This is a genomic window from Craurococcus roseus, from assembly GCF_039523795.1.
GTDB lineage: Bacteria > Pseudomonadota > Alphaproteobacteria > Acetobacterales > Acetobacteraceae > Craurococcus > Craurococcus roseus.
In genome coordinates this window covers 421-1116 of sequence record NZ_BAAAFZ010000044.1, presented here as the reverse complement: position 1 = coordinate 1116, position 696 = coordinate 421, and the positions used below count along the sequence as shown (strand labels likewise).

The 696-nt window shown below is 80.5% G+C and carries 1 pseudogene; it reads left to right on the top strand.

The annotated features are described in order from the left end of the window. Positions 1 to 72: 72 nt before the first annotated feature. Positions 73 to 696 (top strand): annotated as a pseudogene (locus ABD067_RS26435) (quinone oxidoreductase-like protein 1); the annotation flags it as partial.

Sequence of the window (696 nt, the reverse complement as noted above, 5' to 3'; positions counted from 1 at the left end):
CACCCGGGGCTGAAGCCGCGCCGGATCGACCTTTGCCCGTCGCTTTCGGCCGGCGCGGCGGCGCGCCGCCTGGTGCCCGAGCTGCTGCACGACGCCGACGGCGAGGCCGAGGTTTCGCTGGGCGCGTCGGCGCGGCTGGTGCCGCGGCTGCGCCCCTCCTTGCCGCCGCGGCCCGCGGCGGCGGCGTCCGGCCCGTCGCGGCTCGCGGTGCGCCACCCCGGCCAGCTCGACTCGCTGCGCTGGCGGCCCTTCGAGCCGCCGGCGCCCGGCGCCGGCGAGGTGCTCGTGCGGGTGGAGGCGGCGGGCCTCAACTTCCGCGACCTGATGTGGGCGCAGGGCCTGCTGCCGGAGGACGCGCTGCTGCACGGCTTCGCCGGCCCCGGCCTCGGCATGGAGTGCGCCGGCGTGGTGGAGGCGGTGGGCGAAGGGGTCGCCGCGTTCCGCCCCGGCGACGGCGTGTTCGGCGTGGCGCCGCGCGCCCTCGCCACCCACGCCGTGACGCGGGCCGAAGCCTTGGCGCCTTTGCCGCCGGGGCTCGGACCGGAGGCCGCGGCCACGGCGCCGGTGGCCTTCCTCACCGCCGTGCACGCGCTGGAGGATCTGGCGCGCGTCGAGCCCGGCGAGCGGGTGCTGGTGCATGGCGGCGCCGGCGCGGTGGGGCTCGCCGCGTTGCAGGTGGCCGCGGCGGCGGGCGCG